Origin of the sequence: Streptomyces diastatochromogenes, assembly GCF_002242805.1 — a bacterium.
In the GTDB taxonomy this organism is placed as follows: domain Bacteria; phylum Actinomycetota; class Actinomycetes; order Streptomycetales; family Streptomycetaceae; genus Streptomyces; species Streptomyces diastatochromogenes.
Window position 1 is genome coordinate 305,404 of record NZ_MCGQ01000016.1, and the last position, 20,160, is coordinate 325,563.

The window sequence follows — 20,160 nt, forward strand, 5'->3', positions numbered from 1 at the left end:
ATAAGAGCACATGACATACGTGGCTACGTACCGTGCCATCTCGATCGGTCACTGTTCGAGCGCCTGATCGCCGGTTTCTCGACGCATTTCGGCGCGCAGCCGGGCGAGCGCCTCGTCCCGTGCGGGCTCGGTGATGATCCGGTATGCGCGCTTGCGGGCCGCCTCCTTGATCGCCTTCCGGAATTCGTTGTTGTCGAAATACAGCTTCATGAAGTCGGTGTTGCGCTCAGCGTTCTCCGCGACAATGTCGTCGAGCCGATCGTCGGCGACCTGGCCGAACCGGTTCTCGTCGTTCATGAGCGCGATCTGCTGCATTCCCGTGTCCTCTACCAGCCCCACGACCTGCTGGTAGACGAGGATCTGATCGGAGGTGCCGAGCCCCAGCCCGAATCGCTCGTTCAGCTCCTCTATCACCTCCGACAGCGGCTTGACCTCCGGCTCCCGGTAACCTCCTCCGTCGGCTGCGTGGCCGCGTACATCGCGGTCGCCGACGGGGGACAGCGAGACGTTGTGACGTCCCGTGTACTCGAGCCGGAAGTGGCTCAGGTCGGCGTCGCCTATGTCCACCGACGTGGGCGACCGGCCCGGGAGCCGGAGCAGCAAGATCCGGCCGTACTGATACAGGCGCTCCAAGTCGCGATCGCCCCAGTCGACGATCTGCGCGATGAGGCTGTAGGCGCGTACGTAATCCCGTAGGGCGGTGCGGAAGCCCTCCCGCTCGTCGTCGGTCGTCAGATCGGCGAAGCGATCGAGTGCCGGCTTGAGGTACTCGTGCAGCTGGGCATGGAGCCTGCGCTCGGCCGCGTCCGTCATCCGGTCGGGTCCGGCTGCAGCCAGAACACGGATGAACGCCTCCATTTCGGAGGCGACAAGCAGCTCGTACGCCGTCACCTCGCGCTGCTTGGTGTACAGCAGGTTCGGGTCAGTCGGCTCGCTGATGGTCGCCTCGAACCAGTCTGCGAAGGCCTCCTTCATATCGGTGGCTGTGTTGACGAAGTCGAGGACGTGTACATCCTCCTGAGCCTTGAGCGGGTGGATGCGGTTGAGTCGGGACAACGTCTGCACCGCCGCGACACCGGTGAGCGGCTTGTCGACGTACATCGCGCACAGTAGCGGCTGGTCGAACCCGGTCTGGTACTTCTCCGCGACCACAAGAAGCCGGTACTCCTCCTGGTTGCGGGCGACAGCCTGCGGATCGTCGGCCTTGGTGTAGGCGAAGTGCTCCGGCAGTCGGGCTTCGGAGAAACCGTTGAGCTGAGCCTCGGTGAACTCCAGTCCGGTGGCCTCGCCCTTGAGCTGCCCGGAGAACGCGACGAGTGTGCTGCAGTCGGTGTACCCGCGCAACTCGACGTAGGCGCGGATCGCCTGGTATAGGCCGAGCGCGTGTGACCGGTCGGGCGTGACGACCATGGCCTTGGCTCGGCCGCCGAGCCGGCCGGCGATGTTCTCCCGGAAGTCGTCGACGATCAGTTTCGCCTTCTGCTCCAGCGACTTGGGGTGCTGCTCGGCATAGCGGACCAGCATGCGCTTCGTCCTGGATGAGTCCACCTCTGGATTGGCTACGTCCGACTCTGCCTTCTGCACCGCCTCGTTTCGCAGTCGCCACTTGGTGTCGTAGGTGATGTAGTTCGCCAGGACATCGAGGATGAAGCCCTCCTCGATCGCTTGCCGCATCGAGTAGATATGGAAGGGCACGTGCATGCCCTTCTCGCCGGTGCGTGGGTGAACTCGGTCCGGATCGAAGGCGCCGAACAGCTTCAGTGTTGGGGACTTCGGCGTGGCGGTGAACGCGAAGTATGACAGGTTCGGTTGCCTGCCGCGCACCCGCGTCATGTACTCGACCTCGTCCTCGTCCTCCTCGCGCGGGGCCGCGTTCACGCCGAGGGCCTTCTTGAGCTTGATCGCAGACTCGCCGCCCTGCGAGGAATGCGCCTCATCGATGACCACCGCGTAGCGCTTGCCCTGCAGGCCCATGTCGGCGATCTTTCCAAGCACGTAGGGGTACATCTGCAGTGTGCTGATGACGATCTTTGACGTGGAATCGTCGAGGGCCGCGGCCAACTGAGTGGAGTCTTGGTCGATCTTCTTGACGACACCAGGCGTGTGGTCGAACTGGAAGATGGTTCGCTGCAGTTGGCGGTCGAGTACGACCCTGTCCGTGATCACTATGATCTTATGGAAGACGGGCTGGTTGGCGGCGTCGTAGAGGTTCGACAGCCGATGCGCGAGCCAGGCGATCGTGTTGGACTTGCCCGAGCCCGCCGAGTGCTGGATGAGGTAGTTGTGTCCGGCGCCGTGATCCCGGGCATGGCCGATCATCTTCTGGACCGCGTCCCACTGGTGGTAGCGGGGGAAGATACGCGGAGAGGTGTGCGGGCTTTCTCGTACGCCCTTCTTGTCCGGCAACTGAATGTGCAGGAAGCGGTGCAGGATCTCCAGCCAGTTGTCGCGCTGCCATATCTGCTCCCAGAGGTAGGCGACGGCGACGCCTCCGTCCGGAGCCGGCGGGTTCCCCGCTCCGCCTGACACGCCCGGTCCATTGGAACCGATGTTGAACGGCAGGAACTGAGTTTCGGCGCCCCGCAGCCGTGTAGTGATGAAGGCGCGGTCCGGGTCGACCGCGAAGTGGACCAGAGCCCTCTTTGCGAAGAACACCTCGTTCGGATCGCGATGTCGGTACTGCGCGATGGCATGGTCGGCGTTCTGCCCGGTGTTGGGGTTCTTCAGTTCGACGCTCGCGACGGGCAAGCCGTTCACGAAGAACGCGAGGTCCAGCGAGTGGCGCGGATGCCGCAGGCTGTAGTGCAGCTGACGTGAGACGGTAAGGATATTCGCGTTGTACTCGGCCAGGGCGTCGGCAGCCAGGGTGTGCCCGGGGCGGAAGTACGCAAGGTCGATCTGTACGCCTCGGTCGCGTACGCCCTGGCGCAGCACATCCAGGACTCCGCGCGCGTCGATCTCGGTGGCCACGCGCTGCGCGAACTGCCGTCTTGCGGCGCTCCGGTCGTCCCCGTAGAAGCCGACAAGGCGGGCCCAGTTCCGCGTCTGTGTTGCGTCAATGAACCGGTACATCTCGTCGGCATCGATGGCGAGTTCGACATCGAAGGTTCCCCGCGCCTGGGACCAGCCGCGTGCGAGTAGCTCAGCCTCGACCCGGTTCTCGAAGGCAACCTCGGTGTGGGCGCCTGGGCTCATACGGACACACCTTCTCCGGTCGGAAGCTGAGGGCGTGCGGTTGTCACGTCGACCTGGCCGGTGACGGCGGCTGTGATCAGGGCCTGGCGGCGCTCGGCGAGAACGGCGAGTTGGCGTTCTCGAAGTGAACTCTCAGCCCTGATTACTGCAACAGCGTCATCGACATCCTTCACTAGCTTCTGTTGTTCGCTAAGAGACGGAAGGGGGACAATGAGATCTCGAATATCTCCCAGCGAGAGCTGGGTTTTGGTTCCCCCGTATTGGTTGCCCAGTAGTAGTTCCTGAATCTGTGGCGCAGAGAGCGCATATGCAAGCCATCTCCCGTCGATTGCCTCACCGGGCCTGATAAGGCAAACGTGTTGACTTACATTAGTATGAGCGATTCTCTGGTCTGCTAGTGAAACCCAGCCTGTATTTGCCCCTGTGATGCCAATTAGGATATCCCCTGCACGGACCCTTGAGCGCAGAGATTCGGCGGAGGCTTCCGGCGGGATATTTACCCGCGCCAGGGCTTCAAGGTTCGGCTCGATGCTATCTCGCCGCAGGTTCGCACTTCTAAAGAATGGTGTTCCTGTGGGTCCGGTATAGTCACCCCACCCGCGCGGGCCACTGGTGACCAAATCAAGGTAGTAGCCGAGTCGGACATTACCGCATCTGCGATCTGGGAGGATGGAGAGAAGTCGCGCACGCCGTTTGGCTTGTAGGAGTTCTAGAATCTTGGAGATGGAATCAGTCAGATGGTCAATCCGGGAGGTTGCGACGTCGAGAAATTCGGCGATGCGGCGCTGCTCGGCGAGAGGGGGAAGGGCTACGCGAAGGCCGCGTAGCTCGTCGTTGTCAATCTCGATCTGTCCGGGGCGCACGCCGCGAGACATGCGCGCGTACTCGATCGTGTAGACATTTGAGCGCAATAGCCAGTTCAAGAATCGGGGGTCTTCGCCGTGACTTGGGCGGAAACAGAGATAGTGTCCTGAAACAATCCCCCGAAGCTGGGAGATCCCGACCGACCCCTGCCATGCTTTCATCCGGTTAACGATGAACCATCCGCCATTGACGAGCTGGTAGATATTTCGGTTCTCGGCGGTCTGATTAGCATTATCGTCGCGACTGCTCTTCTTTACGACACCGTGCGCACGATAGACGCTGAGCATCTCCTCTTCTGGATGACCGACGTCCTTTATCCGGTCGAAGAGGGCCCAGAGTGGAATGTTTCGCCAATCTTTTGGCCATTCGACTGATGTTGGTAGCTGCCTCGCACTCATCCCGTCACCTCACCCAGCAGCTTCTGAACCTGCGCCTCCAGGTCGCGTAGCTCTGCATCGATTGCCGTGAGCGGCCTGGATGGTGTGTACACATAGAAGTGCCGGGTGAGCGGGATCTCGTAGCCGATCTTGGTCTTGTCGTGGTCGATCCAGGCGTCGGGGACGTGTGGGGTGATCTCCCGCGTGAAGTAGGCGTCAATGTCCTCGTCGAGCGGGACGTTCTCGTAGTCACGCAGGTCCGGGTCGGGGAGGACGTTGCCCTTCTTATCCTTTTGTACCTCGCCCTCGGGGTCGGATACCGAGACTGCGCCCCACAGTCCCTTCTGTAGAGATGCCGCACTCGGCCAGAGGGCTCCCGCTCCTGCAACGGTTGCGTGCATCGCGTCGGTGGCCTCCTGCTTCGTCCACCAGACCGAGCCATCCAGCTCGCGCAGTATCTGGATGAACGTCTCGCGACCCTCCCAATTAGCCAGAGTCTTCGCGTTCTCCAGCGCGGCCACGGTGTCCTTAGTGATTTCGAAGCGGAGTTTGAGTGGGCGCTCGACGGTGATGCGGTGATAGCCGAAGTCCCGGTTGTTGAAGATCTTCACCCTGCTGTGGTTCGCGTGTTCGGGGTTCTCTGCGACAGTGAGGGCGTCGACGTACAGCTCGGTGATGTGCTTGATCTGCTCGTCGGTGATCTTCTTGCGCTTGTCGCCAAATGACTTGCGTTCCCTCTCCCACTGGTCGCGGGCGTCGAGCAGGATCACTTTGCCCCGCAGCCTCTCGGCCTTGCGGTTGGTGAGGATCCAGAAATACGTGGAAATGCCGGTATTGTAGAAGAGCTGGTCCGGCAGGGCGACGATGCCCTCCAGCCAGTCGTTCTCCAGGATCCATTGGCGGATCTTCGACTCACCGGACTCGGCGGCGCCGGTGAAAAGTGGCGAGCCGTTGAAGACGATCGCCAGCCGGGAGCCCTTGCCCTCGACGGGTTCCATCTTGGAGATCATGTGCTGCAGGAAGAGGAATGAGCCGTCGTTGATACGCGGCGTTCCCGCGCCGAAGCGGCCGGCGTGGCCGATCTTGGTCTCGTCCTCGACCGCGTCCTTGACCTTCTTCCACTCCACGCCGAACGGTGGGTTGGCCAGCATGTAGTCGAACTTCCGGTCCGGGTGACCGTCGTCGCTGAAGGAGTTGCCGAAGTGGATATGGCCGCGCTGGTTGCGCATGAGCATGTCCGACTGGCAGACCGCCCAGGACTCGGCGTTGATTTCCTGACCGAAGAGGAAGACTTCGGCATTCGGATTGATCGACTTGATCAGGTCCTCGGTGGCGGTGAGCATGCCGCCCGTTCCGCAAGCTGGGTCGAGGACGTTGATGACCTGACCCTCGGCGACGATGGTGTCCACGTCCGGGGCGATCAGCAGGTTGACCATCAACTTGATGACTTCGCGTGGAGTGAAGTGCTCACCAGCGGTCTCGTTGGAGTCCTCGGCGAACTTGCGGATCAGGTGCTCGAAGACGTAGCCCATGTCGTGGTTGGTGAGCTTGTCAAGGTCGCGCATTTTGGCGAACCTGCCCACAACCTCGTAGAGGAGCTTCGCGCCCGCGAGCCGGGTGATCTCATTGTCCAGGTCGAAGCGTTCCAGGATCCTCCGGACGTTGGAAGAGAAACTGTTGATGTAGTCGCGCAGGTTCTTCGCGACGGTCTGCGGATCGCCGGCGATGGTTGAGAAGTCCTGCTTGGAGGTGTTGTAGAAAGGCAGCTTCGCTGCGACCTCCAGCAGGCGGGTCTTGTTCTGGATATTTAGGGAGGCATCACGGTCCCACACCGCCTGACGTGTCGGGGCCATCACCGCGTCGAGACGACGCAGAAGCGTGAAAGGAAGGATTACCTGCCCGTACTCGTGCCGCTTGTAGTCGCCGCGCAGCAGGTCGGCAACCGACCAGATGTCGTTCGCCATCTTGGAATGTGTCGGGCCTGAAGTCACAGCTCTCTCGTCTCGTTGTCGGTCGCAATGGCACCATCAGTGTCCCGCGCCGCGGAGAAGCCCGGTGCTAGAACACCCGTAGTCAGTGCGTGGAGGGTTTGGTCGATTACATGCGAGCTCGTCTTCGCGAGCGCCGTGAGCGTGTCCTGCAGTTGTTGCAGATAGCGGAACGCGTCGCCGTAGCGGCGCTGTTCGGCAAGGGGCAAGCGAGGGATGCGGCAACGGCGCAAGTCCTCGCGGTTGAGCGCACCAAGGGTGTTGGCCACAGGCAGAGCCTGGGCGTCGGCCTGCAGAAAGGCCACGACGAAGTGCGGATCCAGCCGGTCGGCGTTAATCTCGACGACCTGGGCCACACCGATCCCGTCCTCGGCGGTGCCGGTCGCCACGACCGGCGGACGCCCGAGTGTGCGCATGAGTAGATCGCCAGCGCTCGGCGTGGTCTCGCGTGAGCGGATTTTCAGTGCTCCGGTGCGTTCCAGTTCTGCGAAGGAGACGTACATGTGGCGGACCTGAGTGTTGGGCGCGGTGAAGTTCGGCAGTCCCTGTCCGATGTGCGTATAGAGGGCCCGCAGCCGACCGGTGACACGGGCGAAGTCGTCTGGGCTCGTCTCCACATGTGCGCTGACGTACCGGGAGGGTAGGAGGCTGACATCATCGTCGAGGAGTTCCTGACACGGCACGGCGCGAGAGACGGCCGGGCTGTCGCCGCGGACGATGTCTCGCCAGGCGGCATTTCCGTCTGGGACATCGGCAGGGTCACTCAGCCCCGACAAGTCGATCATGTCCACGGTATCGGGGGTGGGGGTGCCGTAGGGGCGTCGCAGGACCCAGATGTGGAGGCTTGAGTCCGGTGTCGAGCCCATCCCTGTCGGCAGCGCGATCACGCTGCGGAGAGCGCCGGAGCGCACCAATGCGGTGCGGATGCTCTGCCCGGACGGTTGGATGCAGGTGCGCGGGGACACTGCGACGACGGCCACGCCATGCGGGCGGAGGTGCGCGTAACAGTGCTGTACCCAGGCCAGCTCAGGGTCGCGCGGAGAGGGGATGCCGAACGTCCAGCGCTGATCGTCGGCCAGTTTGGTTGCCGGCCACTGCAGCAGGTCGAAGGGTGGTTCGCAGATGACAGCCGCAGACGCGCCCAAGTAGGTGCCGAGCTGGTTGTCTAGCAAGGAATCCCCGGAGTGGATCTCGTACTTCACGCTCTGGGTGTCGCTCCGCAGGTGTAGCGCGGCTTTCGCTTTCGCCGCTGCCAGCTCGTCGATCTCCTGCCCCACTAGTTTGACGCTGCTGCCGAACCTGTCGGCGACGGCCATCAGTAGCGTCGCCTCGGCGCAGGCAGGGTCGAGTACGACAGGTGGGTCCGTATCGGGCACGTCGGTGTCGTCTGAGTGGTTTGGCGGGGGCGCCGTTGACTGCGGAAGCAGGGATGTCATCACCCTCGCCAGCAACTGGCCAGGGGTGAGGTCGGCGAGACCGTGCTCCGGCTCTCGCGTGTAGCTAGGTCCACCGCTGGCGAACGGTGACAGGTCGCTGATGCTCTGAGTCCCGGTCTCCGTGCTGCCAGCGGTCGCCAGCTGGTCACTCTTTCCGGTCTCCTTCAGCCACGCCTCAACCTCCTTCCGAGAGAACGTCGGACGTTGCGGGGTGCCGCCGAGCTGCTGCGGGAACCCCGGGTAGCGGCGTCGCCAGTTGGAGACGGCAGCACGGCCGACACCGGCCAGCCGCGCAATCTCGGCGGCGGTCATCTGGTCGTGCTGGTCCGAGGTCATGTTGGTGACCGTATCTGTAGGCCTCTCATTACGGCAAGTGCGCGTGAACATCGACGTTACCGTACACAACTTCACTGTGTACATTCAAACTGCATGGCACGAATGACCACAAGGGGCTTGCGGGGGCGAGGTCTGCCCACTACCGTCCTTTTCGGTGGAGTCGCAGCGTCGACCGATGGCTCCTCCGGATTCCCCGCGTCAGGGCCGCCCCCGGCACCCCCGGGATGGCTGGGCTGCGTCCCAAGTGCTTCCGAACCGACCCGCTCCCAAGCCGCAGCGGACGTCTGCGCTGCATTGGTCATGCCCATGCCTATTTCGACTCTTATGAAGGTCGGGAGACGCGCGACCGAGATCGCCTAGCTGGAGGAGAAAAGTGCACCATCAGCGCAAAGTCCGCGCCGTCGAGCGCGCCCTACGGCACTGCCGGCACGGGAAGCCGACTTCCTGCGGCAAGACCTGGTTCGTTGACCGCATCGCCGCGGACCTGGCTCTTGCCGGGATTCGTGCTCATGGGGCGGCGCGCGTCAAGGCCCCCATCCGCTCCTACAACTGTCCGCGGTGCCACGGATGGCACCTGACCTCGGCTCCCGCCCGGCGGGACCACGCAACACGAAAGATCACACGACGTCACTGACAGGACGACCGAGCGCTAGCCCCTGCTGTTCGCGCGCTATCTACGGACCCACTACGGGGCGCGCATCAGCTCCACCTCGAACAACCGGAGGAAGAAATCACCCACCCGACCGCCATGGCGACCCTTTACCGCCTCATCGGTGTCACCCCCACTGTGGAGGCGATGAGGACGGCGATTGAAGGAGACCGGCTCAACCACTGGGAGGCCCACCTGCACGACGCTAGTGCAGGGCTGGGCGTGCCTGCGGTCTTCCTCAGGGCCGGAAAGGACTGCGAGGCAACCTGGTGCGGAGTAATGGCGCGCACCACAGGGATCCGAGTCGCGGAGCCCAAGCGTCGGACGGCCGCGCTCCTGCTGATCGCCGTCGACGGCGGAGTGTACGCCATCGCCCACGACGAGGGCTTCCGCCTGCTCCCCGAGGACATCAAGGACCCTCGCTTTGGCCTCTCCTTTGCCATCCGGCAGATCGACCCCCAGCAGGTCCGCGGACTGGTCGCCTACACCCTCGGACAGGCCAGGACCGACATCGCGATCGTGCCGGGCGGCATCCCCGTCCCCTCGCTCGGCATCCGGGAATACGCCCAGCTCGTGTCTCGCATCGGCGGCTACCTCGACAACACCGAGCTGACGTACTCCCAGTACGGCCGGGGAAAGACCACCAGCGCGGAGGGCGGGAGCGGCCTGCGACTTCGGCTCGGCGTCGAGCCCGCAGACCTGATCGCCGACGTCCGAGAGATCAGTCGCATCTGTCGCGAAGTCGAGCCTCAGCAGGGACTGGAGTTCGTCGAACATCTCGTACCGGTCCGGGATCCGAAGACCCGTGAAGTCCTCGACTCAGCCTTGGACGACGCCCTCGGACGCTTCGACGACGGCGCGATCACCATTTCTGTACCGGCGGACTATATCGGTGCCTATGAGGAGGCCGTGGCCTTCGGGGTGAAGATCGGTGCAGGCGGGCCGAAGCGGGTGGACGATCTGGCTGTTGGTCATCTTCTCGACTGTGTGCGTACTCGTAAGCCTGGCCTCCGCTTGGAGGCACTGCGCGAGGGCAGGGTCTACGTCTACCAGCACGACGCGGCCGACCTGCCTGCCGCCACCAAGGCACTGCGCTGGATCGAGGCGGAAACGAGCCTGGGTGAGCGGCGGTTCTGTCTGCTCGACCAGTCCTGGTACGAGATCGGCGCGATCTATCGGGCCGAGGTCAAGAACGTCATTTCTCGGGTGATCAGCCCCACGCCCTCGATGTCCCTGCCTCCGTGGCCGCGGGGCGTCGACGAAGAAACGTACAACCGGAAGCTGTCCGAAGCCTCGGAGGGACGAGGTTTCATCAATCTGGACCGCGCCTACGTGAAGAACCCCCTCAAGCGTCGTGATGTCCTGGAGGTCAGCGACCACTTGACCCCTGACGGCACCCTGGTCCTGGTCAAGCCGGCTCACGGTCGGTCGGGTCCGCTCAGTCACCTGTTCAACCAGGGACTCGTGGCCGTCCAGATGTTGCAGAACTCGGCTGCGGTTCGAGCAGAGTTCGCCAGGGTCGTCCGCGAGAGGAGTGGCGGTAGGCGCCGCCTTCCTGAGAACTTCGTTCCCCGGCGGCTTGTCTTCGCCATCCACCTGAAGCGCGGGACGGAACTGACGCCGGACACGCTCTTCGCCTTCTCCCAGGTCACACTCGCGCAGACTGTCAAGACCCTGCAGCAGTGGGGCGTCACGGTCGAGGTCATCGGTATCCCGGACGGCGGCCCCAACGCCGCCCATGACAACGTGGAGGAGTCTGCGGCGTAGGCGCGACGACACAGCTTCCTCGTGTGCGGCTGCTGATTCGTGGCCGACGATTCCGGCCGGCTCGACCTGCGAGGTTCTTCCGGCCGGGAGACCGCAACTGCGAGCCGGATTCGGCGTATCGCAGCATCGAGACGACGAGGGCTACGACGGCGGCGATGTAGAGGACGACGGCGGTGCGCTGCCGCACTGCTCGGACTCCTCACCACACACCCGAAGTTCGGCCCACGTGACCTTGCCCCAGCCGTGAAGGTCGTAGCCCCAGCGATCGGCGATTGTGTCGATCACAGACAGACCCCGGCCGTTCTCGGAGTCCTCGTCCGGCTTCGTCATCTCCGGACCCTCGCGGGACTTGTCGGCCACGCCGATGCGAATACGGTCCTCGGTGACGCGTCGGACCACGACGCGGGCTGCGCGATCGTGGGTGTGGTCGAGGCTGTTGGTGAACAGCTCGGACACGATCAGCGCTGCGGCGTCGACCAGCTCGACTATGCCCCACCGGTTCAGCGCCTCGGTGACGAGCTGCCGGGCACGCCCGGCGGACTCCGGTTCGCACGGCAGGGTTTTGCTGTAGCCGATGCCGGTCGCGGCGGGTCTGGCGGCGGACATGGTCACGAAATGTTCCTTCCGGTGGGCGTGGGACGCCCCGCCCTGTCGGGGGACGAGCAGGACGGCGCTCTCATCCACTGCCGCCGGGTCGGGAAGCGAGCGGATGGGTACCTCCGGCGGCTGGTATCCATCCAACGCGGGTACGACCGCAGGGAGAACGGGCCATGCTGGTAGGGCCGTTGAATGCGTTGAACGCCAGGGAGCTGGACATGGGACGCACACCGAACGTCGCCCTTGCCGCGCTCATGCGTGAGGCCGGATGGGGAAACGGGCAGCTGGCACGAGCCGTGAACCGCACCGCGTCCGAGGGTGGACTGACGCTGCACTACGACGCGAGCACCGTGACGCACTGGCTGAGGGGAAGTGTCCCGAGGGAAGAGGCGCGGGCGGCCGTCGTCGAAGCGCTCTCCCGGAGGGTCGGCCGGGTCGTGACGTTCGCCGAGGCGGGGTTCCCCGGTGAGGACGTGAACCGGTCCGCCGCTCTGGCTGATCTCGTGCGGAGCGACCTGGATCCGTCGCGGCGTGGAGTGCTTGTCACCGGGCTGTATTCGGCCGCCCTGATGGTTCCGCGGTTCTCCGATCTGAGCGACCGTCTCGACCATGCCGACGACGAGGTGAAGGCCGGGCGCACGGTAAGGGTGGGCGCGGGCGAGGTCACGACCGTCCAGCGGATGACGGACCACATCGCGACGATCCTCGACGATCTCGGTGGTGGCCATGCCCGGCCGATGGCGGCGGCATTCCTGTCGAACACAGTGCTGCCGTGGCTCGACGCGGACGCCACCTCGAAGGTGAAGAACGACCTGCTCGCCGCCGCCAGCGATTTCGTGTACCTGACCGGCTGGATGGCCATGTACGAGCGGGCTCACGGCCTGGGGCAGAAGTACTTCGTCCAGGCGCTCGACCTGGCAAAGGAAGGCGGCGACCAGGTCACGTACTGCCGGACGCTGCGAGGCATGGCGTTGCAGGCGGCCAGCCTGCGGCACGGTTCGAAGGCTCTGGAACTGGCGGACTCGGCCGCCGAGGCGGCTCCGGCCGCCGGCCCCAGGCTCGGCGCATTCCTGCGGGGCCAGCAGGCGCACGGTGCGGCGCTTGTCGGCGACCGGCAACAGGCCTTCAGCCGCCTGCGGGAGACCGAGCAGGCCTTGGCGCAGGCCGACGGCCGAAACGACGCCGTCGGCGGGTACGACCAAGCGGCCTACCAGTTCCACGTCAGCGGGGTCCTGTACGCGCTCGGCGACCTGCCCGGCTCCATCAAGGCCATGCAGCAGTCGAACCGCGCCCGCCCCGCACATGAGCGCCAGGGGCGCATGCATGCGAACGGCGTCCTCGCCTCCCGGCAGTGGGAGCAGGGGCACGTGGAGGCCGCATGCGGCGTCTGGGAGCGATTCCTGGACGACTACACCGCCCTGTCGTCTTCACGCGGTGACGAGCACTTCGACACGCTCAAGAAGCACGTGGCCACGCGCAAGAGCCGGGCTGTGCGGGTGCTCGGGGAGCGGGTTCGTGAGGTTGCGAGGCAGAAGGCCGCCTAGGAGGCGTGACGCGAAGACTCCGCCCCGCTGCGGGAGGCGGAGCTTCGTACGCCCAGGCATTCCATGAGCATCCGTATTCCGCTCTCAAGATCCCAGCGCTAGCTTCGCCCCCCTGTTTCCAGGAAGGGGCACTCACATGAGACGCAGAGCACGTGCTGCCAGCGCAATCGCCCTCACGCTGGCCCTCGCCGGCCCCCTCGCTCCCGTCGCCGCCCAGGCGATGCCGGCGGCCCAAGCAAGGACGGCGGGTGGTTCCCAATCCGTCTCCACCGCGCGCGTTCTCACCATCCCCGGCACCGTCAACGCCCGCGACACCGGCGGCTACCGCACCTACGACGGCAAGACCACCCGGTGGGGTGTGCTGTACCGGTCCGAGAGCCTGTCCAAGATTCCCCCGGAGGGCGTCACCGCCCTGGGCAACCTGCACCTCGGCAGCGCCATCGACCTTCGTACCCCCACCGAGGTCCAGGCCGACGGAACCGACCGCCTCCCGACAGGTGTCGCCTCCGTCCCTCAACCGGTCGACGACACCAGCCTCTTCGCCTTCATCGGGCAGGTCGTCCGCAGCAAGGACCCGGTGTATCAGCAGGCCATGCTCGGAGACGGTAAGGCGGAGGAGCGGATGCGCACCCTCTACCGGGGTTTCGTCACCAACTCCGGCAACCGGGCCGCACTTGGCGCCGCCATCCGTACCGTCGCGAACTCCACGAAGCCGGTCCTCTTCCACTGTTCGGCGGGCAAGGACCGTACGGGAGCCCTGGCCGACACGATCCTCCGAGCGGTGGGCGTCCCCGCAACGACCTCCGAAAGCGACTACCTGCTCTCCAACCAGCTGCGCGCCGCCTCCGATCAGGCCTTGCGGGACCAGGTCAAAGCGGCCGGCTACATGCAGAATCCCGACCTGCTCATCCCGCTCCAGGAGGTGCGCAGCGACTATCTCGACGCGTTCCGGGATCAGGCCGTGCACGACTACGGCAGCTTCGGAGCCTTCCTGACCGATGGTCTTGGTCTCGACGTGTCCACCCTGACTCGCCTGCGGGGTCGCCTCGTTGGCTGAGTTCGAGTAGCGGCCTTCATGCAGGAGGCGTCAGCGGGCGTGCTCGTACACCCTTCAGGTGTGCTTCGAAGACCTCCCGCGCCTCCGGCGTCAGCGTCCGTAGCGCCACCAGCGCCGTGATCGCCACATCGCACAGCTCGCCCTGGACGTCCTCCCACGTGTGGGTGACCCCCTTGCGTGGGTTCTGGCCGGTCGCGCCGATCACCGCCTCGGCCACCTCGCCCACCTCCTCCGACAACTTGAGGATGCGGAGCAGTACGCCCTCCGGGCCGGCGTGCTTGCGAGTCGCCTCCAGACGGTCCCAGAGCTCGTCGATCGTCGGCCAGAGGTCAGCGGCAGTGTCGGCGGTGTCCTGATCGCTCATACCCCGCAGCCTGCCACGCCCCGGATGGGCTAGTCCTCGAACAGCACCTCCTGCTCCCCCTCCACCTTCGCCCGCACCCGCCGGTTCCGTGCCCCCACCACCACCGCCGTAGCCGCCGCCGTCACCCCAAGCGCCACCGGCACCATCCAGCCCCGGTCGAAGACATGCCCGGACGCGTGGTCGAGGGAGAGGCGGCCGGGGCCCGTGATGGCCAGTCCGGCCGCGGCCAGGCCCAGGGTCGCCGCGTACTCGTAGCCACCCTCCTGGGCGAAGAAGCCGTTGGGCTTGTGGACCGCTGCGGCTCCGGCCATCGCGCCGGCTGCCGCCGCGCCCGCCGCCGGGGTCGCGAGGCCCAGGGCCAGCAGTGTGCCGCCGCCCGCCTCCGCCAGCCCCGCCGCCGTCGCGCTCGCCTTGCCCGGCGCGTAGCCGACGGACTCCATGAACTGGCCCGTGCCCTCCAGGCCGTGCCCGCCGAACCAGCCGAACAGCTTCTGCGCACCGTGTGCGGCGAGCACCCCACCGGTCCCCAGTCGGAGCAGCAGCAGGCCCAGATCACGTCGGTCGTAGCAGGTCACGGTTGCTCCCATCAGTGCCTAAGAAGTCCGTTGTCACCGTCGCATCCCGCGCACCGACGGGCCCGTCGTGGAGGGCGTTCGGGTGGCGGGGCCGGGGGAGCGGTGTGAGCCTGGCGCCATGACGATTCAGCCAGCCAAACTCAGCGACCCGGCCGTCCGCGCCTTCGTCAACGCCGTGAACTCCCACGACCGCGAGGGCTTCATGTCCCTCCTCGCACCCGGCGCGACGATGTCCGACGACGGCTCCGACCGCGACCTCGCCGAGTGGATCGACCGGGAGATCTTCTCCTCCCACGGCCACATGGACGTCGACAACGAGTCCCGCGGCGGCCGCGACCTCATCGCCCGCTACCGCAACGACGCCTGGGGCGAGATGCGGACCAAGTGGCACTTCGAGGTCGAGGACGACGGCAGGATCTCGCGGTTCGAGACCGGGCAGGCGTAATCCCCGAGCAAGATCCCCGAGCAAGATCCCCGCACAAGATCCCCGTACAAGATCTCCGCGCAACCGCTTGCCTTCGTGTGCGCTTCAACTCCTAGCGTTCCCAGGCATGGAGACCACCAGCAGGACACTGGGACGCAGCGGTATCGAGGTCAGCGCGCTCGGCTTCGGGTGCTGGGCCATCGGCGGTGAGTGGCAGGCCGCCGACGGGCAGCCGCTCGGGTGGGGGAAGGTCGACGACGAGGAGACGGTACGGGCTGTTCGCCGTGCCCTCGACCTCGGCGTCACCTTCTTCGACACCGCCGACGTCTACGGCACCGGGCACAGTGAGGAGGTCCTGGGCCGTGCGCTGGGCAAGCGCCGGGACCAGGTCGTCCTCGCCACCAAATGGGGCAACGTCTTCGACCCGGACACCCGCACCCTCACCGGCGCCGACGACTCCCCGGAGTACGCCCGCCGGGCCCTGACCGCGTCCCTCCGTCGCCTCGGCACCGACTACGTCGACCTCTACCAGCTGCACCTCTCCGACGCGGAACCGGAGAAGGCGGCCCAACTCCGCGACCTCTGCGAGGAGTTCGTCAAGGAGGGGCTCGTCCGCGCCTACGCCTGGAGCACCGACGACCCGGCCCGCGCCGCCCTCTTCGCCGAGGGGGAGCACTGCGCGGCCGTACAGCACGCGCTCAACGTGTTGCAGGACGCGCCCGACATGCTGGCGCTGTGCGAGCGGCTGGACCTTGCCAGCATCAACCGCAGCCCGCTCGCGATGGGGCTGCTGACCGGTAAGCGGCACACCTCCCTGGAGGCCGGGGACATCCGGAGCAAGCCGCCGGCCTGGCTCCAGGGGTTCGGGGGCGACGGGTCCGGCTCCGATCCCGAGTGGGTGGGTCGGGTCGAGGCCCTGCGGGACATCCTCACCAGTGACTGTCGTACCCCGGCCCAGGGCGCCCTGGCCTGGCTGTGGGCGCGCAGCCCGCGTACCGTCCCGATCCCGGGCTTCCGGTCCGTCGCCCAGGCCGAGGACAACGCCGGCGCGATCGCGAAGGGGCCGCTCACCGCGGAGCAGTTGGCCGAGATCGACCGCCTGCTCGGGCGATGAGCGGCCCCGACGGGCCGTACGACTGAGGGTCAGTAGCCGTAACTGCCGTACTGCTGCTGCGCGTACTGCTCCTGCGGCCCGTGCTCGCCATAAGCCTGCTGGCCTTGAGCCTGCTGGCCGTACGCCCGCTGCCGTGCCGCCGCCCCGCCCCCCTGCTCGGTGAGCGTGATCTGGCCCGCCTTGATGGTGGCCAGGCGCGGGGCGCGGCGGGCGATGGAGGAGTCGTGGGTGACCATGATGAAGGTCAGCCCGTGCTCCCGCCAGAGGCCCTCCAGCAGGGCCATGATGTCGTCGCGGGTGCCCTCGTCGAGGTTGCCGGTGGGCTCGTCGGCGAGCAGTACCTTCGGGTTCTTCACCAGCGCGCGGGCGATGGCCACGCGCTGCTGCTGGCCGCCGGACATCTCGGACGGGACGTGCGACAGGCGTTCGCCGAGGCCGACCGAGCGCAGGGCCTCCGCCGCGCGCTCGCGGCGCTCAGCGGGCTTGACGCCGAGGGGGACGAGCGCTGTCTCCACGTTCTCCTGGGCCGTGAGCGTCGGGATGAGGTTGAACGCCTGGAAGATGATGCCGATCTTCTCGGCGCGCAGCCGGGTCAGCTTGGCCTCGCTGATCGTGCCGAGGTCGACGCCGTCCAGTTCGACGCTGCCGGAGGAGGGGCGGTCGAGGCCGCCGATCATCTGCAACAGCGTCGACTTGCCGCCGCCCGTCGGGCCCTGGATGACCAGCTGGTCGCCGTCGGCGATGGTGAGGTCGACGCCGCGCAGCGCCTCCACCGTCTCCTTGCCCCGCGTGTACCGCTTGGTGACGCCGGTGAGTCTGTACATGGGTGCTCCGTGAGTGAGACAGAAGATGAGACAGAAGAGCGGGTCAGGAGACGCTGCGCAGGGCGTCGGCCGGGCGCATCCGGGAGGCGCGCCAGCCGCCCATCGCGCCGGCGATCAGCCCGCCCGCGACCGCGAGGCCGACGGCCAGGGCGATGGTGGTCAGGGAGACGGGCGCGGTCAGCGCGATCTCCAGGGTGTTCTTGGTGGCCTGCTGGCCGGGGCCGCCGCCACCGGGGCCGCCCATGCCACCGCCCATACCGCCACCGCCGCCGCTGCTGCCCAGCTCCGCCTTGAGCTTCGGGCTGATCGCGGTGACCGTGTAGGCGGCCGCCAGACCCAGGGCGATGCCGAGGCCGCCGCCGATCAGGCCGTTGACCATGGACTCGCCGACCACCTGCCGGGTCACCTTGCGGCTCGGCCAGCCGAGCGCCTTCAGGGTGCCGAACTCCCGCACCCGCCGGGACACGGCCGAGGAGGTGAGCAGCGCGGCCACCAGGAAGGCGGCGATCAGGACGGTGATCGAGAGCCACTTGCCGACGCTGCCGGCCAGGTTCGAGGCCGTGGACAGCGAACCGGAGACGGTGGAGGCCAGGTCGGAGGAGGTGGTGACCGTCGTACCGGAGATGTTGCTCTGGATCGTCTTCTTGACGGTGGAGATCTGCTGGGAGTCGGTCGCCTTGACGTAGATCGTGGTGACCTTGTTCTTGGCGTCACCGAGCGACTGGGCCTGCTTCAGCGGCAGGTAGACGTCGGTGGTGGACTCGCTGCTGTCCGGGGTGGCGATGCCGATGACCGTGTACTTGGTGCCGGAGACCTTGAAGGTCGAGCCGAGCTTGTACTTCTTCTCCTTCGCGTACGACTTGCTGACGACCGCGACCTTCGCGTTCGTCTGCGCCGAGGTGAAGGTCTTCCCGGAGGTGATCTTCATCGTGGCCAGCGGGCCGAGGGCCTGGTCGGTGACGTCGACGCCGGCCACCGAGTAGCTGTTGACGTTGAAGTTGGCGCCGCCGCCCTGCACCTGCGGCTGCCCGCTGCCACTGCCGGTGCCGCCGCCCGGGCCGCCCTGCTGCTGGGAGCCGGACGACGACGTGGACGACTTCGCCTTGCCCTGGGTGAAGGAGCCGTCGACCTTGGTGACGTTGAGGGAGAGGGCGCCCACCGCGCTCGCCACGCCCTTCTGCGCGGCGACCTTCTCGACCAGCGAGGACTTCAGGGCCTGACCTCCCTGCGTCATCACCCGGTCCGAGCTCTGTGAGCTCTTGCTGCTGGACTTGGCGTCGAACTTGAAGTTCGGGCCCTGCGAGCTGCCGGCCTTGGGCGCCGACTGTGCCTTGGTGACCGTCATGTCGGTGCCGAGGCCGTAGAGCGACTTGAGGACCTTGTCCTGCGCCTGCGTCATACCGGCCGACACCGAGTTGACGGTGATGACCAGGGCGATTCCGAGCGCCAGACCCATGGCGATGACCAGAGCGGCCTTCTTGCGGCGGCTCAGCTCGCGCTTGAGATAGATGCCAAACATCCCGTTCCTCGAAGGTTCTTGGCGCCCGCTGTGGGCGCTGCCACAAGCTAGGGAGGAACCTTTGAGGCGCACTGAGTAAAGGATGTGTCAGAGCTGAGAAAGCGACGTGGGTGATCAAATTTTCATAAGACAGCAAATTCCTATGCTCTGGAGGGCCTCCTGCCAGGAAATGCCTGTTGGGTGCGGTGTACGGTCCCCGGGTGCGTGATTGTTCCCGGCTCAGCCGACGTGCCGCCCTCGGGCTGACGGCCGCCGCCCTGCCCCTGTCCGTGGCCGCCCCCGCCTCCGCCGCGACCGTGATCGGCGGTGAGCGGCTGGCCCGTACCGGAGTCCAGGTGCGCGGCGCCGGCGGCCTGCCCAAGAAGCTCACCGCCCGCTCGTGGCTGATCGCCGACGGCGAGAGCGGCGAGGTGCTCGCCTCCTTCAACGCGCACCGGCGCCTGGCGCCCGCGTCCACGCTGAAGATGCTGTTCGCGGACACCGTGCTGCAGAAGTTCGAGCGGACCCAGCGGTACAAGGTCACCGACGCCGACCTCGCCGACATCCCGGCCGGCTCCAGCCTCGTCGGCGTCAAGCCCGGCATCACCTACTCCGTCGAGCAGCTCTGGCAGGGCGTGTTCCTGCGCTCCGGCAACGACGCGGTGCACGTGCTCGCGCACATGAACGGCGGCGTGGCCAAGACGGTCGCCGAGATGCAGGCCAAGGCCGAGGACCTGCAGGCCCTGGACACCCAGGTGGTCAGCCCCGACGGCTTCGACCACAAGGGCCAGCTCTCCTCGGCGTACGACCTCACGCTGTTCGCCCGGCAGGGCCTCAAGAACGCCGACTTCCGCGGCTACTGCGGCACCAGGACCGCCGACTTCCCGGCCGGCGGCAAGAAGACCTTCCAGATCCAGAACACCGACCGCCTGCTCACGGGGGCCTGGGGGCTGGGCACGTACGACGGTCTGATCGGCGTGAAGAACGGCTACACCAGCCACGCCGGCAACACCTTCACCGGTGCGGCCACCCGGGGCGGCCGCACCCTGCTGGTCACCGTGATGCATCCCACCGAGGGCAGCAACGCCGTCTACGAGCAGACCGCCGCGCTGCTCGACTGGGGCTTCGGGCAGGGGCGTTCGGCGCAGGCGGTGGGCACGCTCGTCGAACCGCTCAGCGAAGGCGGGGCGAGCGCGAGCGCGAGTCCGACGTCCCAGGGGAAGGCGGGCCGGGCCGCGGCCGGTGCTCCCGGCTCGGCGTCGTCGTCCGGACACCCCTCGTCATGGCGGCTGCTGGAGGGCGGCGCCGGGACGGCGGCCCTGCTGGGAGCGGGCGCGTGGGCGCTGCGGCGGCGGATGGTCCGGGCGAAGGCGGCGCGGGCGGAGGCCATGGCCGAGGCGCAGACGGAGAGGGAGACGGACACGGGAACGGAGTCCGAGTCCGGGGGCCGGCACCGGCGCTGAGCGCTCGGGATGCGTACAGCGGCAGCCGTTCCACCGACCGGTGCGTACCCCGCGGTCCCACGCGAGGTCCACCCCCAACTCCGGTCCG

General features: G+C 66.5%; 15 protein-coding genes. 6 read left to right on the top strand and 9 right to left on the bottom strand.

The window, feature by feature from the left end:
- Positions 1-48: 48 nt before the first annotated feature.
- From BEK98_RS20880 to BEK98_RS20895, 4 genes are read right to left on the bottom strand one after another with little or no spacing between them, the layout of a single operon-like run.
- Complete coding sequence (locus BEK98_RS20880) at positions 49-3,195, bottom strand: type I restriction endonuclease subunit R (RefSeq protein ID WP_094218109.1); 3,147 nt, start codon at positions 3,193-3,195, stop codon at positions 49-51.
- Positions 3,192-4,457: a restriction endonuclease subunit S gene (locus BEK98_RS20885; protein WP_094218110.1), complete on the bottom strand. Its 1,266-nt coding sequence runs from the start codon at positions 4,455-4,457 to the stop codon at positions 3,192-3,194. Before BEK98_RS20885 ends, BEK98_RS20880 begins: the two co-directional genes overlap by 4 nt.
- The gene (locus BEK98_RS20890; RefSeq protein WP_094218111.1) at positions 4,454-6,400 is read right to left on the bottom strand and encodes a type I restriction-modification system subunit M; all 1,947 of its coding nucleotides are present in this window, start codon (positions 6,398-6,400) and stop codon (positions 4,454-4,456) included. Before BEK98_RS20890 ends, BEK98_RS20885 begins: the two co-directional genes overlap by 4 nt.
- Before the next feature lie 23 nt (positions 6,401-6,423).
- Entirely contained in the window at positions 6,424-8,196 is a 1,773-nt protein-coding gene (locus BEK98_RS20895; RefSeq protein ID WP_244201915.1) for an N-6 DNA methylase, read from the bottom strand.
- A gap of 748 nt (positions 8,197-8,944) precedes the next feature.
- On the opposite strand from BEK98_RS20895, the gene BEK98_RS20905 reads away from it, so the two are divergent.
- On the top strand, positions 8,945-10,612 hold the full coding sequence (locus BEK98_RS20905) for a DUF6119 family protein (RefSeq protein ID WP_094218114.1): 1,668 nt from the start codon (positions 8,945-8,947) through the stop codon (positions 10,610-10,612).
- Between the two features lie 141 nt (positions 10,613-10,753).
- Here the strand turns inward: BEK98_RS20905 and BEK98_RS20910 are convergent, their stop codons facing one another.
- On the bottom strand, positions 10,754-11,218 hold the full coding sequence (locus BEK98_RS20910; RefSeq protein WP_094218268.1) for an ATP-binding protein: 465 nt from the start codon (positions 11,216-11,218) through the stop codon (positions 10,754-10,756).
- 209 nt (positions 11,219-11,427) lie between these two features.
- On the opposite strand from BEK98_RS20910, the gene BEK98_RS20915 reads away from it, so the two are divergent.
- Positions 11,428-12,753, top strand: coding sequence for an NsdA family TPR-like regulatory protein (locus tag BEK98_RS20915; RefSeq protein WP_094218115.1), 1,326 nt, complete (start codon positions 11,428-11,430; stop codon positions 12,751-12,753).
- A gap of 136 nt (positions 12,754-12,889) precedes the next feature.
- Entirely contained in the window at positions 12,890-13,810 is a 921-nt protein-coding gene (locus tag BEK98_RS20920; RefSeq protein ID WP_094218116.1) for a tyrosine-protein phosphatase, read from the top strand.
- Between the two features lie 16 nt (positions 13,811-13,826).
- On the opposite strand, the gene BEK98_RS20925 is transcribed toward BEK98_RS20920, so the two are convergent.
- Positions 13,827-14,174 carry a MazG-like family protein gene (locus BEK98_RS20925; protein WP_094218117.1) on the bottom strand — a complete coding sequence of 116 codons (348 nt, stop codon included), beginning with the start codon at positions 14,172-14,174 and terminating at the stop codon, positions 13,827-13,829.
- A gap of 29 nt (positions 14,175-14,203) precedes the next feature.
- The gene (locus tag BEK98_RS20930) at positions 14,204-14,749 is read right to left on the bottom strand and encodes a DoxX family membrane protein (protein ID WP_094218118.1); all 546 of its coding nucleotides are present in this window, start codon (positions 14,747-14,749) and stop codon (positions 14,204-14,206) included.
- A 118-nt stretch (positions 14,750-14,867) separates the two neighbouring features.
- Between BEK98_RS20930 and BEK98_RS20935 the strand changes: the two genes are divergently transcribed.
- Positions 14,868-15,194: a nuclear transport factor 2-like protein gene (locus tag BEK98_RS20935; RefSeq protein WP_094218119.1), complete on the top strand. Its 327-nt coding sequence runs from the start codon at positions 14,868-14,870 to the stop codon at positions 15,192-15,194.
- 106 nt (positions 15,195-15,300) lie between these two features.
- A complete protein-coding gene (locus tag BEK98_RS20940; protein WP_094218120.1) occupies positions 15,301-16,287 on the top strand; it encodes an aldo/keto reductase in 987 nt (328 codons plus the stop codon).
- Positions 16,288-16,316: 29 nt separating this feature from the next.
- On the opposite strand, the gene BEK98_RS20945 is transcribed toward BEK98_RS20940, so the two are convergent.
- On the bottom strand, positions 16,317-17,111 hold the full coding sequence (locus BEK98_RS20945) for an ABC transporter ATP-binding protein (RefSeq protein ID WP_094218121.1): 795 nt from the start codon (positions 17,109-17,111) through the stop codon (positions 16,317-16,319).
- Between the two features lie 43 nt (positions 17,112-17,154).
- A complete protein-coding gene (locus BEK98_RS20950) occupies positions 17,155-18,630 on the bottom strand; it encodes an ABC transporter permease (protein ID WP_094218122.1) in 1,476 nt (491 codons plus the stop codon).
- A 200-nt stretch (positions 18,631-18,830) separates the two neighbouring features.
- On the opposite strand from BEK98_RS20950, the gene BEK98_RS20955 reads away from it, so the two are divergent.
- Positions 18,831-20,072: a D-alanyl-D-alanine carboxypeptidase family protein gene (locus tag BEK98_RS20955; protein ID WP_208643172.1), complete on the top strand. Its 1,242-nt coding sequence runs from the start codon at positions 18,831-18,833 to the stop codon at positions 20,070-20,072.
- Positions 20,073-20,160: the final 88 nt, after the last annotated feature.